The organism is Enterococcus saccharolyticus subsp. saccharolyticus, from assembly GCF_029023825.1.
GTDB classification, from domain to species: domain Bacteria; phylum Bacillota; class Bacilli; order Lactobacillales; family Enterococcaceae; genus Enterococcus_F; species Enterococcus_F saccharolyticus.
This window is the reverse complement of sequence record NZ_CP118957.1, coordinates 233,642-251,040: the sequence shown is the minus strand read 5'-3', so window position 1 is coordinate 251,040 and position 17,399 is coordinate 233,642. Positions and strand designations below refer to the sequence as shown.

The window sequence follows — 17,399 nt, the reverse complement described above, 5'->3', positions numbered from 1 at the left end:
GTGACGTAAGTCATAGTCTCTTTTTTCTTATATAAAAGTTGAAGGTGTTTGCGATGCTTGATAAATTTGAATCACATCTTCTTTTTGCAAAGGCACAAAAGCCGCTTTGCTGATGGTACTGTGGGCAATTGCTTGTTGCGCCATTTGATCGAAATCTTTTTCTGTATCAATCCCCACTTCTGGTAAAGTCATTGGTACGCCATTTTCTAAGAAGAAATCATACAACGCTTGGATACCTTTTCGCGCTGCTTGCTCTGGATTTTCTTCTTGAATTCCCCATACTTCTTTGGCAAAGCGTGCAAATTTAGGCACAGTTGTTTCATTTAAAATGTGCGCCATCCAACGTGGTGTTAAAATGGCTAAACCAATACCATGCGTAATATCATAAAACGCGCTTAGCTCATGTTCCATCGCATGACAAGACCACGTACCTGTTTTACCACTACCCGTTAAACCATTTAAAGCCAAGGTGCTTGCCCACATTAAATTTGCACGCGCATCATAGTTTTCTGGTTCTTTTAGTGCAATTGGTAAATGATGAATGACGGTTTTCATTAATCCTTCTGCCACACCATCTTGTACATCTGTCCCGGGAGTTGCATTAAAATAGTTTTCCATTAAATGACTAAAAATATCGGCTGAACCAGCAGCTGTTTGATAAGCATTCACCGTGAATGTATTGGTTGGGTCTAAGAAAGAAACTTTTGGCAATAAGTTTTTACCGCCCATCCCTAATTTTTGTTGGGTTTGCATATTGGAAATAACGCCCCCACGATTCATTTCACTACCAGTTGCGGCTAAGGTCAAAATAGTCACAATTGGAATCGCTGGACCATTATATTGCCGTTTCAACACAAGATTTTCCCACAAGTCACCTTCGACATACGCACCACCAGCAATCGCTTTACTACAATCGATAACAGAACCTCCACCAACTGCTAAAATAACATCAATATGATGTTCTCTACATAATGCCGCACCTTTTGTGACTGTTTCAATGCGTGGATTCGGTTCAACACCAGCTAATTCAACGACCGTAGCCGCTTGCAAAGCATGACGTACTTTATCATATAAACCATTTTGTTTAATGCTCCCGCCACCGTAAACCAATAGCACATTTTTTCCAAAGGTATTGATTACTTCTGGTAATTCCGATAAGCGGTCTTTCCCAAAACGAATATCTGTTGCTACGTGAAAATTAAAATTTTCCATCAAAATCCCTCCATTAATCGCTTTTAGTGAATGGCTGTCTCCAAACCAACTTTAATCATATCATCAAAAGTTGTTTGACGTTCTTCTGGAGTCGTTTCTTCTCCAGTAATAATATGGTCACTGACAGTACAAATCGCTAGCGTTTGAACATGGAATTTTGCACCTAAATAATACAAAGCTGCTGCTTCCATCTCAACACCCATCACACCTAATTCGGCCAATTTTAATGTTTCCGTCATATCATCTTTATAAAAACTATCTTCAGATAAGATATTTCCAACATGTGTGGTAAAGCCATTTTCTTGTGCGATTTCATACGCTGTTTTTAACAATTGGAAATCGGCAATTGGTGCAAAATGGAATTGATCAAAGTTTTTTTGAATAATTGATGAACTTGTCACTGCACCTTGCGCAATAACTAAATCACGGACATGAACATCCGTTGAAATTGCGCCACATGTTCCCACACGAATCAATTTTTTCACATCATAAGAATTAATTAGTTCATGTGCATAAATTGTCGCAGAAGGCATTCCCATCCCTGTTCCTTGAACAGACACGCGTTCTCCTTTATAAATACCTGTATAACCTAACATTCCGCGGACATTGTTATAGCAAATGGGATCTTCTAAAAATTTTTCCGCAATATATTTGGCACGTAATGGATCACCAGGAAGTAGAATTTTATCGGCAATTTCACCTGGTTTTGCTTCAATATGAACGCTCATTTTTTTCGCTCCTTTTTATAAAACGGCTAATGTTTCTTTGATTAATTCTTTAAATTCTGCTTTGACACGTTCCGTTGTTTCGACAACTTCTGCATGATTTAATGTCGCTTGCATACCGGCAGCTAAGTTGGTGATACATGAAATACCTAGTACTTTCAATCCGCTGTGTGTTGCGACAATCACTTCTGGTACAGTAGACATCCCAACCGCATCCGCACCAATCACACGAGACATTCGGATTTCTGCTGGTGTTTCATAAGTAGGACCTGACCATCCCATATAGACCCCTTCTTTTAGATGCAAGCCTTTTTTCGCGCCTACTTCTTTCGCTACTTCACGGTATGCAGGTGTATAAGCATTACTCATATCAGGAAAACGTGGACCCATTTCATCTGCATTTTCACCGATTAATGGATTGTCACCTGTGTAGTTGATGTGGTCTGTAATTAACATTAAATCCCCCGGTGCAAAGCTTTCGTTCACACCACCGCAAGCATTGGTAACAATCATTGAATGTGCCTTCATCGCTGCCATGACACGTACTGGATAGGTCACTGTTTGCATAGAATGTCCTTCATAATAATGGAAGCGACCTTGCATTGCTAACACTTTCTTACCAGATAATGTGCCATAAACTAATTGTCCTGCATGACCAACAACCGTTGATACAGGGAAATATGGGATTTCAGCATATGGAATAACGATTGCTTCTTCAATTTCATCTGCTAATTCGCCTAGACCTGAACCTAAAATCAACCCAAATTCAATGTCTTTTACACCTTTCTCTTGAAGAAAAGTAGTTGTCTCTTGTAATTGTTCTTGTAATTTTGTCATGTTGTCACTCCTACTTTAAATTGTTTAAGAAACTTACGCCATTTTCAGTGGCTGGCACGCCAAAATTCTCGGCAATCGTTGCTGAAATATCTGCATAAAATCCTTGAGGTAATTTGCCTTGTCCCTCGAATTTTTTGCTAAATACAAGCAATGGTACATATTCTCTCGTATGGTCTGTTCCAGCAAAAGTTGGATCGTTTCCATGATCGGCTGTAATCATTAATAAATCATCTTCTGCCATCGCATCCAAAATTTCTGGGATGCGGCCATCGAAATCTTCAATCGCACGCGCATATCCGTCAACATCGCGACGATGACCATACAACGCATCAAAATCAACTAAGTTTGTAAAGCTTAAACCAGTGAAATCTTTTTGCATCACTTCTAGTAATTTATCTACGCCATCCATGTTATCTTTCGTACGAACGAATTCGGTAATACCTTGCGCGTTAAAAATATCGTTGATTTTACCAACAGCAATCACATCTTTGTCGTTGTCTTTTAACGAATCTAATACTGTTTTACCAAATGGATCTAACGCATAATCATGACGATTACTTGTTCGTGTAAAGTTTCCAGGTTCACCCAGATAAGGACGCGCAATAATACGGCCAATCATATACGGTTCGTCTTTGGTAATTTCACGTGTATATTCACAGATACGGTACAATTCTTCTAGCGGGATAATTTCTTCATGTGCCGCAATTTGCAACACTGGATCAGCAGAAGTATAGACAATTAAATCTCCCGTTTCCATCTGATGTTTCCCATAGTCATCAAGAACCGCTGTTCCTGAATAAGGCAAGTTACAAACAATTTTGCGACCAGAAAAGTCTTCAATTTGTTTTAATAACTCCTCTGGAAATCCTTCTGGAAAGACACGGAATGGTTTTTGAATATTTAAGCCCATGATTTCCCAGTGACCGGTCATGGTATCTTTTCCGACTGAAATTTCTTCTAGTTTTGTTGCATAGCCTTGATGGTCTTCAACATTTTTGACACCTTCTAAAGGACGGATGGTTCCTAGACCTAATTGTTCCAAGTTTGGAATCGTTAGACCCGCTTCTTTGGCAATATGTCCTAACGTATCGGCTCCTTTGTCATTGAATTTTTCTGCATCGGGCGCTTCGCCAATTCCGACAGAATCCATCACGATTAAATGTACTCGTTTAAACATTTTTTCAACCTGCTTTCCTCAAACTAATTTCATTTCTATCATATACTACTTTTCTATTTATTTTAACTAAGAAGGGCAGAACGAAGAACTTTGTCCCTTCGCCCCACCCTTCTTGATGAAAAGTTATTTTGATTTGATATAGTTCTTTCCGCCTGCTTTTGGTCCAGAAGCTTTTCCTAAGAATAGGACTAATACAATCACGGTTAATAAATATGGCGCAATTTGTAATAATACTGGAGGAATAGACGAAATCACTGGCAACTGTGCCCCGATAATACTTAAACTTTGTGCAAAACCAAAGAATAACGCAGCACCCATGGCTCCAAGTGGATTCCATTTACCAAAAATCATTGCCGCCATCGAGATAAACCCTTGACCGACAATCGTACCAGCTGAGAAATTCCCTGAAATTGATTGTGCAAAAATCGCACCACCCATTCCACCTAATAAACCAGAAATTAATACGCCAGCATAACGGAATTTGTATACGTTAATGCCTAATGTATCTGCTGCTTGTGGGTTTTCCCCAACCGAACGTAAACGTAGACCAAAACGTGTTTTGTAAATAATATACCAAGCTAACACTGCCACTAAAATCGCTAAGTAAGCTGGTAAAAACGTATTTTTAAAGAAAATTGTTCCGATAACAGGAATATCTTTTAACACAGGGAATGAGAAATACCCTAAGTTATAACTGATGTTGTCTGTTTGACCTTTTTGATAAAGGACTTTAATCAAGAAGACCCCTAACGCTGGTGCCATTAAGTTGACTACTGTACCACTAATAATGTGGTCTGCACGAAAACTAATAGTTGCCACGGCATGTAGTAGTGAAAAGAGTACGCCGACACCACCACCGACTAAAATCGCAACCCATGGTGTCCATGCGCCTAGTTGATCCGCCATTGAAAGGTTGAAAACAACTGCACTAAATGCACCCATGACCATAATACCTTCTAAACCTACATTGACAATACCACTTCGCTCTGAAAAAGTACCCCCTAATGCAGTCAAAATCAAAGGCGTTGAATAAACCAAGGTAGATGTTAAAATCAATGCAATTAAGCCTACTGTTGACATTATAATTCGCCCCCTTCTTGACTTTGATCATTTGGTTTTGTTTCAATCGTTTTGACAATTTCTACTTGTTTTTTATCTGGTAAGATTTTTGCCATCGCTAAGCGAATAACAAAGTTAATTCCTACAAAGAAGATAATCAAAGCAATTGACACATTCACAATTTCAAATGGAATTTCAGCAATTGTCTGCATACCCAAACCACCGATTTTCAAGATACTGAATAAAATCGCGGATAAGAAAATACCAATCGCAGAACCAGCACCTAATAAGGAAACCGCCATTCCATCAAATCCGATAGCTAAAGATGTTGTTTGAACAAAGAAGTTTTGGTAAGTTCCTAAACCTTCAACAACCCCGCCTAAACCAGCTAATCCACCAGAAATAATCATAGATAAGATGATTGTACGTTTACTACTCATCCCAGCATATTCTGATGCAAATGGGTTCAACCCTACAGAACGAATTTCAAAACCAAGTGTAGTTTTCTTCATTAAGAACCATACAAGAACTAACATAATCAAGGCTAAGAATAACCCGCCACTTACACGAGAACCACCAAAGAATTGTGTTAACCATGGTAAACGCAAACTTGCATTTTGCGTAATAGCATTCGTTGAATCTAAACTTGAACGGAAACTTTCTGGCATCACATCTTGCAACATAAACGTGCTTGTATATAACAAGATGTAGTTCATCATGATAGTTACAATGACTTCACTCGTACCAAAGAATGCACGCAACATCCCTGGAATTGCTGCCGCAGCCGCACCAGCAGCCGCACCTAAAATGACACATAATGGCAATAAGATTAATTTCGGTAGGTCAGGAAAGGCTAACGCTGTCCAGACACTGACAATCCACCCACATAATGCTTGTCCAGATAACCCGATATTAAAGAAACCTGCTGAATTGGCAACCGAGAAACCTAAGGCTGTAAAGATTAACGGTGTTGCCTGACGTAGGGTTTCACCGATTCCACGTTGCGTACCTAAAGCTGCGTTCAACATTGATTGATACCCCACAATTGGGTTATACCCAAAGGCAGCCATGATAATTGCGCCTAAAACCAATCCCATAACAACGGATAAAATTGGCACTAATAGATTGCGAATTTTTTCATTGCGATCATTCATTTGTCGCCACCCCCTGTTGCGCTAATTCTGCTCTTGCTTTTTCAAGTGAATAGCCGGCCATCAATAGACCTAATTCTTGTTCGCTTGTTTCTTCTGGTGTTACTGTACCAACGATTTGACCATCATGGATAACAGCAATTTTATCGGAAACATTCAAGATTTCTTCTAACTCGAAACTAATTAGCAAGACTGCTTTAAAACGATCACGTTGTTCAATTAAACGTTTATGGATAAATTCAATCGCACCAACGTCTAACCCACGTGTTGGGTTTGCAACAATTAATAAATCTGGGTCGCGCGTAATTTCGCGGGCAATAATCGCTTTTTGCTGATTCCCACCAGATAATGCTTTAGCGGGTACTAATTCATTTACTGTACGCACATCAAATTCTTTGATTAAATCTTCTGCGTTGTAGTTCATTTCTGAATAGTTCAAGACACCCATTTTGCTAAATGGTTCTTGATAGTACGTTTGTAAAGCAATGTTTTCAGCTAATGTCATATCTAACACTAAACCATATTTGTGGCGGTCTTCTGGTACGTGACCTAAACCAGATTCGGTAATTTTACGTGGACGTAAGTTGGTAATATCTTTATCTGATAAAATAACTTTTCCACTTTCTACTTTACGTAAACCAGTAATTGCTTGAATTAACTCTGATTGACCATTTCCGTCAATACCGGCAATTCCCAAAACTTCCCCTGCACGAACTTCCAAGTTCAAATGCTTCACTGCTTCAAGACCACGATTTTCCTTCACGACTAAATCTTGAATAGATAAAACTAATTCTTGTGGAGCAGCTGGTTTTTTCACTGTTTTGAAAGAAACAGCACGACCTACCATCATATCGGCTAATTGTTGAGAAGATACATCCTTCACATCCACAGTGCCAATTCCTTGACCACGGCGGATAACCGTACAACGATCTGCAACAGATTTAATTTCATCCAATTTATGCGTGATTAAAATAATCGATTTCCCTTCACGCACTAACCCTCGCATAATTTCGATTAACTCATCAATTTCTTGGGGAGTTAATACGGCAGTCGGTTCGTCAAAGATTAAAATATCGGCACCACGATAAAGTGTTTTTAAAATCTCCACCCGTTGTTGCATACCGACCGAAATATCACGAATATACGCATCTGGATCAACAGATAAGCCATATTGTTCAGAAACTTTTTTGATTTCTTCACGTGCTTTTTTACGATCCAATTTACCTAAACGACTCGGTTCGTTTCCTAAAATAATATTTTCTGTCACCGTAAAGGCATCGACAAGCATAAAATGCTGATGAACCATTCCAATTCCTAACTGATTCGCTTTTGTCGGACTAGAAATGTTCACGACATTACCATTCATTAAGATTTCGCCGGAAGTTGGCTCTAATAAACCTGATAAGACATTCATTAACGTGGACTTTCCAGCCCCATTTTCACCAAGCAATGCATGAATTTCACCTTTTCGAATTTGCAAATTGATTTGATCATTTGCTTTGAATGTTCCGAAACTTTTGGTGATATTGCGCATCTCTATGGCAAATTTTTCTTCTGTCACAATTCTCACATCCCTTTTCAAGTAACCTGGTACAATTACAATCAATAATCGCTAATAAAATTAGAGAGTTTGTTCTCTCAAAAGAACTTTTTATTGAAAAAAGCTCTTTTGAAAGAAAAAACAGAAGACAATCATCACCTTTGATCAGGTGATGATTGAGTATTCTTTAATTAAGGTTTTTCTGGGACTTCAATGTCACCAGCAATAATTTTTTCTTTCGCTTGTTCGACAGCAGCTTTGGCTTCATCAGATAGATTGCCATCTGTTAAATCCACACCATCTTCTTTCAAACCATATGCTTGGTGTTGTCCACCTGGAAATTCTCCGTCTAACGCTTTTTGAGCTAAATCATGAGCAACTGTTCCCACACCTTTTAAAGTAGAGGTTAGCGTGAAGTTTTCTGTTTGACCATCTTTTTGGTATTCCCCTTCACTTGCTTGGTCACTGTCAACACCAATAACCCAAACTTTGTCACTACCTGCTTCGTTACGGGCTTTGGCTTCTTGGAAAATGCCACTACCTGTTCCGCCTGAAGCATGATAAATCACATCTGCGCCTTGACCATACATTCCTTGAGCAATCGAACGACCACGATCAGGTGCATCAAAATCACCCGCATATTGGTTTTCTACTGTAATTTTTTTATTTAATTCTTTGGCTGCATCTTTCACACCAGCATTATAACCTGCTTCAAAACGACCAATAACTTCGCCTTTAATCCCACCAACAAAACCAACTTTATCTGTTTTTGTTGTATAGGCTGCTGCAACTCCTGCTAGATAGGCAGCTTCGTGATCTTTAAAGGTAACCGATGCTACATTAGGTAAGTCAATCACTTCATCAACCATGACAAAATTCGTCTCTGGATTCGCTGTTGCTTGCTCTTCAATCGCTGGTGCTAGACGGTAACCAATTCCAAAAATAGTATTGAAACCAGCATTTAAGGCTTGATCAATATTTGGTACATAGTCTGCTTCATTGTTTGATTGGAAATATTGATAGCCATTATTTCCACGAGAAAAACCATTATCTTCTCCCCATGCTTCAAATCCTTCCCAAGCGGCTTGGTTAAACGAACGATCATCTACCCCACCAGCATTTGTAATCAATGCAATTGTCGCTGCTGGTTTTTCTTTACTCGCAGATGATTCTTTTCCATTGTTGCCACAAGCTCCTAATAACAAGCCACCGATAACTGCTAAAGCACTTAAACTAAATAATTTTGTTTTTCTCATTGTTTTGTATATCCCCCTGTAGACTTGAACATCAGTCATTCTTTGTTTTATAAAACAAAGAATGACTGAATGAATTTAAAATTAAGGTTTTTCTGGCACTTCAATTTCACCAGCAATAATTTGTTCTTTCGCTTTCTCAACAGCAGCTTTTGCTTCGTCAGATAATTGACCTTCTGTTAAGCCCACGCCATCTTCTTTCAAGCCATACACTTCATGTTCTCCACCAGGGAAGTTACCTTCAAGTGCTTTTTGCGCCAAGTCTTTTGATACTGATCCCACACCTTTTAATGTAGAAGTTAATGTAAAGTTCTCATCTTTTCCATCTTTTTTGTAATCACCATCAGCTGTTTGGTCACGGTCTACTCCGATTACCCAAACTTTTTCATCGCCAGATTCGTTACGAGCTTTTGCTTCTTGGAAGACACCGTTTCCTGTACCACCTGAAGCATGGAAGATAATATCTGCACCTTGTGCATACATCCCTTGTGCAATTGAACGACCTTTATCCGGCGCAGCAAAATCACCAGCATATTGGTTTTTCACTTCGACTTCTTTATTTAATTCTTTAGCAGCAGCTTCCACACCAGCATTAAAACCAGCTTCAAAACGGTCGATAACTTCCCCTTCAACACCACCAATAAAACCAACTGTTCCAGTTTCTGTTGTGTATGCAGCAGCGATTCCGGCTAAGTAAGAAGCTTCATGATCTTTAAATGTTGCTGAAGCAACGTTTGGTAAATCAATAACTTCATCGACAATAACAAAGTTTGTATCTGGGTTTAATTCTGCTTGTTCTTTAATCGCAGGTTGTAGTTTATAACCAATACCAAAAATTGTATTGAAACCAGCATTTAAGGCTTGGTCAATATTTGGTACATAATCAGATTCATTTGCAGATTGGAAATATTGGTAGCCATTCGCACCACGAGAGAAACCATTTTCATCGCCCCACTCTTTGAAACCTTCCCAAGCTGATTGGTTAAATGAACGGTCATCTACCCCACCTGTATCGGTAATTAACGCAATTGTAGCTGCGGGTTTGTCTCCTGAATTTCCTCCGTCAGACCCATCTGTACCTGCACTATTTCCTCCGTTACCACATGCACCTAACAACAAAGCGCTCGCCATTGCTACAGCACCAAAACTAAATAATTTTGCTTTTTTCATCTGTATAAAGCCCCCTACTAAAATAGTTTTATTTTCAACAGTCACTGACTGTTAATTCTTATAAATCTTTGTTCGTGAAAGAATACGGTAATAACTCTCCCACAGTTGTTTCTTTGGTTACACCATCATCACCGACCAACGTTACGGGCATATCCGCTTGGCAAAACTCAGCAATTACTTGACGACAAGCGCCACATGGTGCAATTGGTTCTGGTGTATGTCCGGCTACCACTAAATGTTGAAATTCTCGTTCACCTTCAGAAATAGCTTTAAAAATTGCTGTCCGTTCCGCACAGTTGCTTAATCCATACGACGCATTTTCAATGTTTAGCCCTTGATAAGCTTTCCCATCTTTTGTGACTAAGCAGGCACCCACTGGAAAGTGTGAATACGGTACATACGCTTTATCTAACGCATCGATGGCCGTTTGAATCCAATCTTCTTTTGCTTTCATTTGCCACCTCTTAATAGCCTGTGCCATTGGCTCCTGAAATAATTGCCACACTAGCACTTGTTCCCAGACGACTTGCTCCCGCTTCTACCATTGCTAAGGCTTGCGCTTCGTTGTGAATACCGCCTGAAGCTTTGACACCCATTTCTGGTCCCACTGTTTCACGCATTAAACGAACATCATTCACATCCGCTCCACCAGTCGAAAAGCCGGTAGATGTTTTAACAAAATCTGCTCCTGCTGCTTTAGCTAATTCACAAGCTTTGACAATCTCTTCATCTGTTAACAGACATGTTTCAAGAATAACTTTTACTAATGCACGATCTTTGGCAGCAGCAACAACGCCTGCGATATCATTTTGAACAGCTTCGTAGTCGCCTGATTTTAATTGACCGATTGAAATAACCATATCAATTTCGTCTGCACCGTTTTTGATAGCATCTTCTGTTTCAAAAGCTTTCGTTGCTGTAGTTGACGCGCCTAAAGGGAAACCAATAACTGTACATACGGACACAGGTTCACCTTTTAATTCTTCTGCTGCTAATGAAACCCATACTGGATTGATACAAACAGAATAAAAATGATATTTTTTCGCTTCTTCAATAATGCGTAAAACTTCTGATTTGGGTGTGTCTGCTTTTAAAATAGTATGGTCCATCATTCGATTTAGTTCCATCTTTTTTACACGTCCTATTCTGTAATAATTTCATGAATTAACGGAGGTTCTTCTCCAGTTTCACCAATTTCAATATATTGATACAATAAGGCTTTTACTTCTTCAATATCTTCTGTATTGCTATAAATGGTTAACAATGCGTCACCTTCTTGAATGGCTTCGCCCACTTTTTTATGCAATTTCAAACCAACCGCATGATCAATCGCATCTTCTTTCGTGCGTCGTCCTGCGCCTAACATCATAGCCGCAATTCCTAATTCATTCGCAACTAATTTTGTCATCACACCAGATTGTTTTGCTGGTAATGCTTGTTCATACTTCGCTGTCAATAGTCGGTTTGGTTCATCTACAATCGAAGCGTCTCCACCTTGGTTACGAATCATCTCTTTGAATTTTTCTAAAGCTGCTCCTGAATCTAACGCTTCTTTTAGTAGCTGACGCGCCTCTTCTAAAGTCTCTGCTTTTTTCGCTAGAACCACCATTTGACTTCCTAAGGCATAACACATTTCCACTAAATCTTCTGGGCCTTTGCCTTGCAATGTTTCAATCGCTTCGACAACTTCTAAACTATTCCCAATTGCTTCACCTAGTGGTTGTGACATATCTGAAATAACAGCCATGGTTTGACGATTCGCTAGTTTTCCAATGCGTACCATTGTATGTGCTAAACGACGGGCATCTTCTAAATTTTTCATAAATGCGCCATCACCAGTTGTAACATCCAAGACGATTGCATCGGCACCGGCGGCAATTTTTTTACTCATAATTGAACTAGCAATTAACGGAATCGAATTCACAGTTGCTGTTACATCACGTAAGGCATAGAGTTTTTTATCTGCTGGTGCTAAATTTCCAGTTTGCCCAATAACCGCCACTTGGCTTTCGTTGACGAGTTTTATAAAGTTCTCTTCTGACAATTCAATTTGGAAACCAGGAATAGATTCTAATTTATCCAATGTTCCACCGGTATAACCTAATCCACGTCCGGACATTTTTGCTACTGGTACGCCAACACTTGCTACAAGCGGTGCTAAAATTAAAGTTGTCGTATCACCCACACCACCGGTTGAATGTTTATCCACTTTAATACCATCGATTGATGATAAATCAATCACTTCACCAGAATTTGCCATTGCTAACGTCAATGCCGTAATCTCTTCATCTGTCATGTCTTCATAAAAAATCGCCATGAGCAATGCACTCATTTGATAGTCAGGTATTCGATTCTCGGTATATTCGTTAACAATATATTGAATCTCTTTTTCTGACAATGTGCCCCCATCGCGTTTTTTTTCTATCAAATCCACCATTCGCATAGACTTGAACCTCACTTCCTACATCTCATCTATTATACAATACTTTTCCATTAGGTAAAACACTTTAGTAAACTGTTTTACTTAACATTGATACGTTTTGTAACCCTTTTCAAAAACAAGAATACATGACAACAAATGAATTGTCAAACGTAAACTTAAGCCTTTTCTTTTCCCCTTAATTTACGTTTGTAATATCCTTCACGCTCTCACGAATTATTAATTTTGTATCAAAAATTTTATTTGGGATTCGTCGTTCTGGAAACTCAATAGCATCCACTAAAAATTTGGCTGCCGTGAACCCAATATCAAAAGTTGGTTGCATCACTGTCGTCAGCGGCGGTGTTGTATAGGAAGACAATTTCAAGCCATCAAAGCCCACGACTGAAATATCATCTGGCACTTTTTTCCCTATTTCATAAATCGCTTGGTAACAACCGATAGCCATTGCATCATTGCCACAAAAAATAGCGGTAATATCTCTGGAGCGCAATAGTTCTTTCGCCGCTAAGTACCCACCAGCCACTGTTAACTCACCATCAACCACCCAATGACGTTTAAATGAAATCCCCGCGTCTTTTAATGCATGACGATACCCATTGTAGCGCTCTTCTAGTTGATAATAGCCTGTTTTTTCTTTTAACAAACCAATCTTGCGATGCCCTTGCGAAATTAAATAATTAACCGCTTGATACGCCCCTTCATATTCTTTGACAATTAAACGGCCTGCTTCACGTTGATTAATCCCACGGTCGATTAAAATCATTGGCATTTTATGATAGAACGAACTCTGTAAATTAAATTCTTCAGGTAACTGATTGGGCGTAGCTAATAAAATGCCATCCACGGCACGATGCGCCAATTGTTGCAACAATTGCTTTTCTTTTTCCAAACTTTGATGTGAATTGCATAAAATCAACATATAGCCTAACGGATTCATGTAACTTTCAGCACCTTCAACAATTTTGGAAAAAAAGAAATCCGTGACATCTGGAACAATCATCCCGATTGTTTTCGAATGACGCGTAATTAAATTCGAAGCAAAAAAATCAGGCTTGTATTGATGCTCATTCACAATATCTAATACTTTTTTTCGGGTCGCATCACTAAAGCGACTACCTTTGTTATTTAAAATTTGTGATACGGTCGTCACCGAAACACCCGCCATTTCGGCAATTTGTCGAATCGTTAGCTTCATGTCCTACTCCTCTCTTTCTATATTCTCAAGCTCAGTTTAGCAAAATTTGCGAAAAAAAACGACAATCATTTGCGATTGTCGTCATTTTCTTAGTCTTCTTTCACACTTTGAATAATGTAATACCCTTTGTCTTTTTTAATAATCTCTGCATTGCCAAAGGTATCTTGCATTTTCTTTTGTGCACTTGGCGCACCTTGTTTTTTCTGAATCACAATGGTTAATGTGCCACCAGTTTTCAAACGCGGATACGCCTCAGTTAAAATTTCATGCACCACTTGTTTCCCTGCACGAATCGGTGGATTACTTAAAATCGCCGCATACGTTTCGTGATGTAAATCTTCGTAAATATAGGACGTGTGAATGTCAACCGTCTCAATTTGGTTGCGTGTGGCATTCCCTTGTGCCAAATCAACGGCACGTTCATTCACATCCACCATTTCCACCAAACGACCACTAGCATACGCTAAAGATAACCCAATTGGACCGTAGCCACAGCCTAAATCTAAGATCGTGCCTTCGGGTAATTCGTCCCATTCAAACGCATCAATCAACACGCGAGAACCATAATCTACCGTGTCTCGTGAAAAAACACCACTATCGGTCACAAAACGAAATTTCTTCCCTTTTAATTCAAAATCCCACTCTTCAAAATCATGCGCGGTATCTGGTTTTTGACTATAATAATGATTACTCATGTCGTCCCTCTTTTATCATCTATTTTCTTCCATCATACCGAAAAAAAATTCCTTGTAAACTATCTTTTCTTTTCTGTAAGAGAATTTTGTATTTTTCACGACTTCTTCTGTAAGACCTTCTGTTTTTGTGTTACACTATTTTCGAGTGATTGAAGGGGGTTTCCGATGAAGGAACAGATGAATTACTATCAAATTCCTCGTGAAGAATGGCAAGGGTTTTACACAAGAGAACACATGCCCTTAACACAAGCTGAATTAGATAATATCAAAAGTTTAAATGACCGCATCTCCATGCAAGACGTAGAAGATGTTTACATTCCTTTATGTCATATGATTCATTTATACATGAAAGAGTATGAATCACTGACGTTAAGTAAAGGTCTTTTTTTACATCGTTATGTCAAAGTTCCACCATTTATTATTGGTATCGCTGGAAGTGTTGCGGTAGGTAAAAGTACAACGGCACGTTTAGTGCAAACATTACTAGCACGCTTATTTCCACGCCATAACGTTCAATTAATCACGACAGATGGTTTTTTACATCCGAATCGTGTCTTATTAGAGCGCGGTTTGATGGAGCGCAAAGGGTTTCCTGAAAGTTATGACATGGAACGTTTGATTCAATTTTTAAATAGTGTGAAGTCTGGAGAAGATAACCTTCAAATTCCCACTTACTCACATCAAGTCTACGATATTGTGGATGGTGAGTTTGAAACTATTTCGCAACCGGATATTCTGATTGTCGAAGGAATTAATGTGTTACAGCTACCCGCAAACCAACAAATTTATGTGAGTGATTTCTTTGATTTCTCAATTTTTGTGGATGCTGCACCCAAATTGATTGAAACCTGGTATCTAGAACGGTTTGAATCACTCTTAGATACCGCTTTTCAAGATCCTACTAATTATTATTACAAGTTCGCGATTGGCGACCGACAAGATGCCCTTGAAATGGCACAATCGGTTTGGAAAAATGTCAATCTAAAGAATTTAACGGAATATATCTTGCCAACGCGGAGTCGAGCAGATATTATTCTCCATAAAACAGCAAATCATGAGATTGACCAAGTCTTTTTAAGAAAATATTGAGAATCAATCCATTGTTTTTGCAAATTTCATACGCCTCATTTATCATGGAGGCAGTTCATTTTCGTTTGAAAATTTATTTTTCATAAATCAAATAGAATAGGGGTAATTTATTGTGACAAACGTTGACAACTTGCCAAACGTTGAAAAGATTATCGTGTTAGACTACGGTAGCCAGTACAACCAACTGATTACACGTCGTATTCGCGAATTCGGTGTCTTTTCTGAATTATTGAGCCATCGTATTACTGCTGAAGAAGTGAAAGCCATCAATCCTAAAGGAATCATCTTGTCAGGTGGACCAAATAGTGTGTATGACGACGGTTCTTTTGGTATTGACGAAGAAATTTTTGAGTTAGGGATTCCAGTTTTAGGTATTTGCTACGGCATGCAATTAATCACTTACAAATTAGGTGGTAAAGTTGAACCTGCTAAAAACAAAGAATACGGAAAAGCGGAATTAGAAATTACGGATAAAGCTGCTCAATTATTTGCAAGCACTCCTGAAAAACAAACCGTTTGGATGAGTCATGGTGACTTAGTAACACAAGCACCAGAAGGATTTGAAACAGTAGCAACAAGTAAAGATTGCCCAATCGCTTCAATCCAAAACAGCGAGCGCCAAATGTATGGCGTGCAATTCCATCCAGAAGTACGTCATTCTGAATACGGAAATGATTTATTAAAACACTTTGCATTAGATGTTTGTCAATGTACAGGTGACTGGAGCATGGAAAACTTCATCGACATGAAAATTGAAGAAATTCGTCAAACTGTTGGCGATAAAAAAGTATTGCTTGGTTTATCCGGCGGTGTGGATTCTTCTGTTGTTGGTGTGTTATTACAAAAAGCTATCGGTGATCAATTAACATGTATCTTTGTCGATCATGGCCTATTACGTAAAGGCGAAGCAGAACAAGTAATGGAAATGTTAGGCGGAAAATTTGGCCTAAACATCGTTAAAGTCGATGCACATGATCGCTTCTTATCAAAATTAGCTGGCGTTTCTGACCCAGAAGAAAAACGTAAAATCATCGGTAACGAATTTGTCTATGTCTTTGATGACGAAGCAACGAAAATTGCCAGCGATGGCAGTGTTGCCTTCTTAGCACAAGGTACGTTGTATACAGACATCATTGAATCTGGTACTGAAACAGCACAAACAATTAAATCTCACCATAATGTAGGTGGATTACCAGAAGACATGCAATTTGCTTTAATTGAACCTCTTGATACATTATTTAAAGACGAAGTTCGTGCATTAGGTACTGAATTAGGTATGCCAGACTCTATCGTATGGCGCCAACCATTCCCTGGTCCTGGTTTAGGTATCCGTGTATTGGGCGAAATCACGGAAGAAAAATTAGAAATCGTACGTGACTCGGACGCTATCTTGCGTGAAGAAATTGCCGCAGCCGGCTTAGACCGTGACATCTGGCAATACTTCACAGTCTTACCAGGTATCCGTTCAGTTGGTGTAATGGGCGATGGCCGTACCTACGACTACACAGTTGGTATCCGTGCCGTAACATCAATCGATGGGATGACCGCTGATTTTGCTCGTGTCCCATGGGATGTCTTGCAAAAAATCTCTGTTCGCATCGTAAACGAAGTCGCACACGTGAATCGAATTGTGTATGATATTACGAGCAAACCACCTTCAACAGTGGAGTGGGAATAATTCATAAACATAAATTGAACGATATATCTTGCTTTAACAGCTTTTCAGTTAGTGTAAAAAGATAACTATCAATCAAAAATAAAATAGATTCCCGCAAAGAAAATTCTTAGCGGGGATTTTTTTATTTTCTTTGTTTAATTGATTGGAATATTTTAGGCTTATAGGAGGTATAAGT

At 39.0% G+C, this 17,399-nt stretch carries 16 protein-coding genes; 2 read left to right on the top strand and 14 right to left on the bottom strand.

Translation table 11 applies throughout. The annotated features are described in order from the left end of the window. Positions 1-27 precede the first annotated feature (27 nt). From PYW32_RS01395 to PYW32_RS01330, 14 genes are all read right to left on the bottom strand, one after another. On the bottom strand, positions 28-1,212 hold the full coding sequence (locus tag PYW32_RS01395; RefSeq protein WP_016176314.1) for an iron-containing alcohol dehydrogenase: 1,185 nt from the start codon (positions 1,210-1,212) through the stop codon (positions 28-30). 23 nt (positions 1,213-1,235) lie between these two features. After that, positions 1,236-1,940, bottom strand: a complete 705-nt coding sequence (gene deoD / locus PYW32_RS01390; protein ID WP_016176315.1) for a purine-nucleoside phosphorylase — start codon at positions 1,938-1,940, stop codon at positions 1,236-1,238. A gap of 15 nt (positions 1,941-1,955) precedes the next feature. Then, positions 1,956-2,774, bottom strand: coding sequence for a purine-nucleoside phosphorylase (locus tag PYW32_RS01385; RefSeq protein ID WP_016176316.1), 819 nt, complete (start codon positions 2,772-2,774; stop codon positions 1,956-1,958). A 10-nt stretch (positions 2,775-2,784) separates the two neighbouring features. Next, complete coding sequence (gene deoB, locus PYW32_RS01380; RefSeq protein WP_016176317.1) at positions 2,785-3,951, bottom strand: phosphopentomutase; 1,167 nt, start codon at positions 3,949-3,951, stop codon at positions 2,785-2,787. A 123-nt stretch (positions 3,952-4,074) separates the two neighbouring features. Next, positions 4,075-5,031: an ABC transporter permease gene (locus tag PYW32_RS01375; RefSeq protein WP_016176318.1), complete on the bottom strand. Its 957-nt coding sequence runs from the start codon at positions 5,029-5,031 to the stop codon at positions 4,075-4,077. Further along, positions 5,031-6,164: an ABC transporter permease gene (locus tag PYW32_RS01370; RefSeq protein WP_016176319.1), complete on the bottom strand. Its 1,134-nt coding sequence runs from the start codon at positions 6,162-6,164 to the stop codon at positions 5,031-5,033. Before PYW32_RS01370 ends, PYW32_RS01375 begins: the two co-directional genes overlap by 1 nt. Then, positions 6,157-7,695, bottom strand: a complete 1,539-nt coding sequence (locus PYW32_RS01365) for an ABC transporter ATP-binding protein (RefSeq protein ID WP_102035483.1) — start codon at positions 7,693-7,695, stop codon at positions 6,157-6,159. Before PYW32_RS01365 ends, PYW32_RS01370 begins: the two co-directional genes overlap by 8 nt. A 197-nt stretch (positions 7,696-7,892) precedes the next feature. Next, a complete protein-coding gene (locus PYW32_RS01360) occupies positions 7,893-8,957 on the bottom strand; it encodes a BMP family lipoprotein (RefSeq protein ID WP_016176321.1) in 1,065 nt (354 codons plus the stop codon). Between the two features lie 81 nt (positions 8,958-9,038). Continuing rightward, a complete protein-coding gene (locus tag PYW32_RS01355) occupies positions 9,039-10,124 on the bottom strand; it encodes a BMP family lipoprotein (RefSeq protein WP_016176322.1) in 1,086 nt (361 codons plus the stop codon). A 58-nt stretch (positions 10,125-10,182) separates the two neighbouring features. Then, on the bottom strand, positions 10,183-10,578 hold the full coding sequence (locus tag PYW32_RS01350) for a cytidine deaminase (protein WP_016176323.1): 396 nt from the start codon (positions 10,576-10,578) through the stop codon (positions 10,183-10,185). A gap of 10 nt (positions 10,579-10,588) precedes the next feature. Next, positions 10,589-11,251, bottom strand: coding sequence for a deoxyribose-phosphate aldolase (deoC, locus tag PYW32_RS01345; RefSeq protein WP_016176324.1), 663 nt, complete (start codon positions 11,249-11,251; stop codon positions 10,589-10,591). Positions 11,252-11,265: 14 nt separating this feature from the next. Further along, positions 11,266-12,567: a pyrimidine-nucleoside phosphorylase gene (locus PYW32_RS01340; protein WP_016176325.1), complete on the bottom strand. Its 1,302-nt coding sequence runs from the start codon at positions 12,565-12,567 to the stop codon at positions 11,266-11,268. 175 nt (positions 12,568-12,742) lie between these two features. Continuing rightward, complete coding sequence (locus PYW32_RS01335; RefSeq protein ID WP_016176326.1) at positions 12,743-13,762, bottom strand: LacI family DNA-binding transcriptional regulator; 1,020 nt, start codon at positions 13,760-13,762, stop codon at positions 12,743-12,745. A gap of 89 nt (positions 13,763-13,851) precedes the next feature. Continuing rightward, positions 13,852-14,457 carry a class I SAM-dependent methyltransferase gene (locus tag PYW32_RS01330; protein WP_016176327.1) on the bottom strand — a complete coding sequence of 202 codons (606 nt, stop codon included), beginning with the start codon at positions 14,455-14,457 and terminating at the stop codon, positions 13,852-13,854. Positions 14,458-14,622: 165 nt separating this feature from the next. Between PYW32_RS01330 and coaA the strand changes: the two genes are divergently transcribed. Together coaA and guaA are read left to right on the top strand one after the other, a co-directional pair. Continuing rightward, a complete protein-coding gene (gene coaA, locus PYW32_RS01325; protein WP_016176328.1) occupies positions 14,623-15,546 on the top strand; it encodes a type I pantothenate kinase in 924 nt (307 codons plus the stop codon). A 112-nt stretch (positions 15,547-15,658) separates the two neighbouring features. Further along, entirely contained in the window at positions 15,659-17,224 is a 1,566-nt protein-coding gene (gene guaA, locus PYW32_RS01320; RefSeq protein ID WP_016176329.1) for a glutamine-hydrolyzing GMP synthase, read from the top strand. Positions 17,225-17,399 lie beyond the last annotated feature (175 nt).